Source organism: Streptomyces sp. NPDC002690 (genome assembly GCF_053592415.1).
In genome coordinates, this window is sequence record NZ_JBSFVR010000432.1 from 1 (window position 1) to 5,802 (window position 5,802).

General features: G+C 71.6%; 5 protein-coding genes. All 5 read left to right on the plus strand.

The genetic code is table 11. The features are described from left to right. Nucleotides 1-112: 112 nt before the first annotated feature. On the plus strand, nt 113-1,045 hold the full coding sequence (locus ACWD3D_RS32540; RefSeq protein ID WP_451464328.1) for a class E sortase: 933 nt from the start codon (nt 113-115) through the stop codon (nt 1,043-1,045). Nucleotides 1,046-1,100: 55 nt separating this feature from the next. Then, nucleotides 1,101-1,964 (plus strand): phosphate ABC transporter ATP-binding protein, encoded by an 864-nt coding sequence (locus ACWD3D_RS32545; protein WP_451464329.1) that lies wholly within the window; start codon nt 1,101-1,103, stop codon nt 1,962-1,964. Between the two features lie 194 nt (nt 1,965-2,158). After that, complete coding sequence (locus ACWD3D_RS32550; protein ID WP_451464330.1) at nt 2,159-3,721, plus strand: MFS transporter; 1,563 nt, start codon at nt 2,159-2,161, stop codon at nt 3,719-3,721. 107 nt (nt 3,722-3,828) lie between these two features. Beyond that, nucleotides 3,829-4,485 (plus strand): mycothiol-dependent nitroreductase Rv2466c family protein, encoded by a 657-nt coding sequence (locus ACWD3D_RS32555; RefSeq protein WP_451464331.1) that lies wholly within the window; start codon nt 3,829-3,831, stop codon nt 4,483-4,485. Between the two features lie 92 nt (nt 4,486-4,577). Continuing rightward, nucleotides 4,578-5,802 (plus strand): MFS transporter (locus ACWD3D_RS32560; protein WP_451464332.1); only part of this gene is annotated, 1,225 nt, incomplete at its 3' end.

Genomic DNA, 5,802 nt, shown 5'->3' on the forward strand with positions numbered 1-5,802 from the left:
GACGAACACACCGGCGACGACGATCGCGACCCAGCGGTCCCAGCCCAGCAGCGCTTCCACGACGATCGAGAGCGCGTACAGGTTGACGCCGGCTACCAGGAGTGCACCCATCGTGTCCGTGCTCGCACCGCCGCCCCCGGCCGCACCGCCCGACCAGAAGCCGCCCCGCCCGGCCGCGGCACCCGACGCGGCACCCTCCCGGCCCGGTCTCGCCCTGACCGGCGCCGCCCTGTGCGTGCTCGCCGCCGTGCTGTTCGGGTTCGCCGCGAACCTCACGGTCGTGGGCCACCTCCAGCACGCCCGCGACCAGCAGGTCGCCCACGACGACCTGCGGGAGCAGCTCGCGCTGGGCACGGCCCCGGTGGGCCAGCAGACCTTCGACGGCAAGGCGCTCGAACCCGGCGCCCCGGTCGCCCTGCTGCGCATCCCCGTACTCGATCTGGAGGAGGTCGTCGCCGAGGGCACCACTTCCTCCGTGCTGATGTCGGGTCCCGGCCACCGCCGTGACACCCCGCTGCCGGGCCAGGCGGGCACCTCCATCGTCATGGGCCGGCAGTGGGGTTACGGCGGGCCCTTCGGCGGCCTGCACAACCTGCCGACCGGCACCCGGATCGACGTGACCACCGGTCAGGCGAAGGTGACGTACGAGGTGACCGGCATCCGGCGAGCGGGTGACCCGCTCCCCGCCCCGCTCGCCTCCGGCGAGGGCCGGCTCACCCTGATCACCGCGACCGGCGGACCGTACACCCCTTCCGGAATCCTGCGGGTCGACGCGAAACTCGTCACGCCCGTCCAGCCGAGCCCGCCGCGGGTACTGCGTACCGGCTGGATCGCCGAGTCCGAGCAGGCGCTGAAGGGCGAGGACGACTCGTGGCTCCAGGTGTTCCTGTGGACGCAGGCCCTGCTCGTGGCGGCTCTCCTCACAGTGGCCGCGTACCGGGTCTGGGGCCGCTGGCAGACCTGGGCCTGCGGGGCACCGCTGCTCGCCGCCCTCGGCATCGCGGACGCGGGGGCGCTGACCGCACTGCTGCCCAACCTCCTCTGATCAAGGCCCCGTTCACCTTCACGCAGACCATTTCGCCGTACCTTCTGGAGTCACCATGCCCACCACCGACACGACCGGTGCCACCGCCGACCGCGACGAGTTCACCGACACCCTGATCCAGCCGCGTGTCATCCGCGGCCAGGGGCCCGCCACGCTGGAGGCCGACGAGATATCCGCGTGGTTCGGGGACCACAAGGTCCTGGACCGGGTCTCGCTGACCATGCCCGCCCGCCAGGTCACCGCCCTCATCGGGCCGTCCGGCTGCGGCAAGTCGACGTTCCTGCGCATCCTCAACCGGATGCACGAGCTGATCGGTTCGGCCTCCCTGGCCGGCCGGGTGCTGCTGGACGGCGACGACATCTACGACCGGGGCCGCCGCATCACGCACGCCCGCCGCAACATCGGCATGGTGTTCCAGAAGCCCAACCCGTTCCCTGCGATGTCGCTGTACGACAACGTCCTGGCGGGTCTCAAGCTCAACGCCATCAAGGCCGGCCGCGACGCCCGCGACGACCTGGTGGAGGAGTGCCTCACCAAGGCGGGGCTGTGGCGGGAGGTCAAGGACCGGCTGCGCCAGCCCGGCGGGGCGCTCTCCGGCGGCCAGCAGCAGCGCCTGTGCATCGCCCGCTCCCTCGCGGTGCGCCCCCGCGTGCTCTTGATGGACGAGCCGTGCTCCGCCCTCGACCCGACTTCCACCCGTCGTATCGAGGAGACCATCGCCGAGCTGAAGTCCGAGGTGACCATCGTGATCGTCACCCACAACATGCAGCAGGCCGCCCGCGTCTCGGACACCTGCGCGTTCTTCCTCGCCTCGCAGGGCACGCCCGGTCTCATCGTCGAACACGGCGACACCCAGGCCATGTTCGCCTCGCCCCGGGACGTCCGTACGGCCGACTACGTCAACGGGCGTTTCGGATGACGGTACTTGCGGGAGCGCGGTGCCGGATCGCCGACAACCCCGTTCCATAACCTCTGGTTTGGACATCCCGAAAAACCAGGTCTTGGACTTCTGACTCCCCGCTCGCCAGCATGAGCCGCAGGACGGACGCGCCGCCGGAAACCCTTCCGGCGGCGCGCGCGGCCGTCCTAGGGACGAGCAGGGGTCGAACAGACATGCAGAAGAAGTGGTGGACGCTGCTGGGGGTGTGCGGCGGGACGTTCATGCTCCTGCTGGACACCACCATCGTCTACGTCGTCATGCCCGACGTGCAGGCCGACCTGAACGCCGGGTTCGCGGACCTCCAGTGGGTGATCGACGGCTACGCCCTCGCCCTCGCCGCGCTGTTGCTGACGAGCGGGACCCTCGCCGACCGGTTCGGCCGCAGGCGCCTCTACACCGTCGGCGTCGCCCTGTTCACGCTCGCATCCCTGCTGTGCGGCCTGGCGCAGTCCCCGGAGATGCTGATCCTCGCCCGGATCTTCCAGGGTGTGGGCGGCTCGGTGATGTTCGCGACCGGTCTCGCGCTGCTCGCGGGAAGCTTCCAGGGCAAGGAGCGCGGCACGGCGTTCGGCGTGTGGGGCATGGTCACCGGGCTCGCCTCCGCGATCGGCCCGGTGGCGGGCGGCCTGATCTCCAGCGGCATCAGCTGGCGGGGAATCTTCCTCGTCAACGTGCCGATCGGCGTGCTGGTCGCCCTGATCGTCGCGCTGCGCGTGGACGAGGCCAAGTCGCCGTTCCCGCGCAAGCTGGACCTTCCCGGCTTCGTCCTGCTCACCGCGGGCCTCGCCATGCTCGTCCACGGCCTGATCCGGGCCGGCGAGGACGGTTGGGGCGAGACGGGCGCGCTCTCCTTCCTCGTCGGGGGCGGCGTGCTGCTGGCCGCCTTCCTCGTCGTCGAGGCACGGGTGGCACAGCCGATGTTCGACCTTGGGCTGTTCCGCATCCCGACCTTCGTCGGCGGGTCCGTGGCGGCGTTCGCGATGAACGGATCGCTCTTCGCGATGTTCCTCTTCCTGGCCATCCACTTCCAGGAGGTGCTCGGGTACTCGTCGCTGGAGACCGGAGTGCGCCTGCTCGCCTCCTCGCTGGCGATGCTCACCGCCTCGCTGGTCGCGGGGCGTCTCAGCACCAGGATCCAGCCCCGCTTCCTGATCGGGGGCGGCCTGCTCCTGGTCGGAGCCGCCCTTCTGCTGATGGGCCACGTGGACGCGCGATCCGGCTGGGAGCACTTCCTCCCCGGTCTCGTGCTGGGCGGGCTGGGAGCCGGTCTGGTGAATCCGCCGCTCGCCTCGACCGCCGTGGGTGTCGTGGACCTCTCCCGCTCCGGGATGGCCTCCGGCGTCAGCGGCACGTTCCGCCAGCTCGGGGTGAGCGCCGGGGTCGCCGTGCTCGGCTCCACCTTCGCCGTCGTCATCGGCGACCGCCTCCGTGCCGGACTGGCCGGGGTGCCGGGCGTCGGCGACCGTACGGACCTGCTCGTCGCCCTGGTCCGCGGGGGCGAGATCGACCGGGCCGCGGCCCTGGTGCCCGAGGCTCAGCGCGAGACCGTCGAGCGGCTCGCCGTCGAGGGGTACGTCGACGGGTTGAACACCCTCCTCGCCCTCTCGGCGGGCCTCGCGCTGGTGGGCGGGGTGGCTTCCCTGCTGCTGATCCGCGCGGCGGACTTCCGGGCCGCGCAGCAGCCGAAGGAGCCTGCGGTCGCGACTCCCCCGGCCCCGGCGACCGCCGAGGGCTGACCGCCTCAACGGCCTCCGCTTTCGGCCGGACAGGCGGGACTTTCGCAACACGCTTTAGCCGCGTCGGGGCCGCCACGCCCCCACCACCGCACCGAGGAGTCCCCCGCATGACCAGCACCGCCGCTTTCACTCACACGCACCCGAGCACGTACGGTCCGGCGGACACGACCAGGGTCGACTTCTGGTTCGACCCGGCCTGCCCCTTCGCGTGGATCACCTCCCGCTGGATGGTGGAGGTAGCGCTCCACCGCCGACTGGACCTGCGGTTCCGCCTGATGAGCCTGTACGTACTCAACGAGAAGCGTGAACTTCCCGACTGGTACCGCACGCTGGTGGACGACTCGCTGGCCCTGAACCGGATCTGTGCCGCGGCGGCCCAAGTGCACGGCGAGGAGATACTCGCGCCCCTCTACACGGAGTTGGGCGAGCGCATCCACAACGGCGGCGACAAGGACTACCGGGCCGTCGCCCGGCGGGCGCTGCGGGCGCTGGACCTTCCGGTCGGGTTGCTGGCCGCCGCCGACCACGAGGCGCACGACGTGTGGCTGCGCGCGAGCCACCACCGTGGCGCCGACGCGGTCGGCGGCGACGTGGGGACGCCCACCGTGCACATCGACGGTGTCGCCTTCTTCGGGCCCGTCCTCCAGTCGATACCCCGCGGCGAGGAGGCCGCCCGCCTCTTCGACGCCACGAGGACGCTCGCCGCGTTCCCGGACTTCTTCGAACTGAAGCGGACCCGGTACGGAAAGCTCCGCTTCGAATGAAGGGATGTGGGTGGGGAATTCGCTGTCGCTCCGCCGCGACACGGCGCAGACTCACGGGCAGCCCGTGAGGACGAGAACGAAAGAGGAACCCCATGCCGGTGAGCCGGATCATTCCCCCCGGGGGAGCGCCGAGGAGGCTGGCCCTGGCGCAGCTGGCCAACTCGGTCGGGGACGGCGCCTATTACGTGTGCTCGGCGCTCTACTTCAACCGTGTCGTCGGGCTTTCGCCCACCACGATCGGCGCGGCGCTCACGCTGGGCTGGGCGCTCGGCGCGGTGGCGGGGGTGCCGCTGGGGCATCTCGCCGACCGGCGCGGACCTCGCGGCATCGCGGTCCTGATGTCCCTGGTCACCGGCGCGGCCGTCGCCTCGTTCCTCTTCGTGCGGTCCCCTCCGGCCTTCGTCGTGGCGGTGTGCGTGTACGCCTGCGCCCAGTGCGGCCTCGCGGCGGCCCGGCAGGCCCTGCTGGCGGCCCTGGTAGAGCCCGGCCGGCGTACCGAGACCCGGGCCCATCTCCAGTCGACGGTGAACGCGGGGCTCGCCCTCGGTGCGGCACTCGGCGGAGTCGCTCTGCAACTCGACACCGAGGCGGCGTACTTGGCTGCCCTGTCGGTGGATGCGCTCAGCTTCGTGGTCGCGGCGGGCGTGCTGTACCGGCTGCCGGCTCCGAAGGGGGCGGCTGTGTCGGAGTCGCCGGAGGGAGAGCGGCGAATGGCGGTTCTGCGGGACCGACCGTATGCCGTGGTGGCTCTGCTCAACACGGTCATGCTGCTCTACATGCCGCTGCTGAGCGTGGCGTTGCCGCTCTGGATCGTCCGGCGCACCGAGGCGCCCGGGTGGACCGTCTCCGCGCTGCTGGTGGTCAACACCGTGAGCGTGGTCCTCTTCCAGGTGCGGATCGCGTCCCGGGTGACGGGCCTGGACTCGGCGTCCCGGTCGGTACGGCACGCCGGGTACGTCCTGTTGCTGGCCTGCCTCGTCTTCGCGTGCTCGTCCCTGGGCACGTCGGCGTGGGCGGCGGGTGTGCTGCTGCTGGCGGCGGCCGTGATCCAGGTACTCGGGGAGATGCTCCTCGGCTCGGGCTCCTGGGAGATCGGCTTCGCGCTCGCGCCGGCCGACAAGCAGGGCCAGTACCAGGGTTTCTACGGTGCGGGGACGGCCGTGGCGCGACTGGTGGGGCCGTTGCTGCTCACCACGTTGATCCTGTCGTGGGGATTTTCCGGCTGGCTGGTGCTGGGCGGGCTCTTCCTCGCGGCCGGTTCGGCGATGGGCCCGGCGGTGGGGCGGGGCCCCCCCCCCCCCCCGCGGGGCCCCCAAA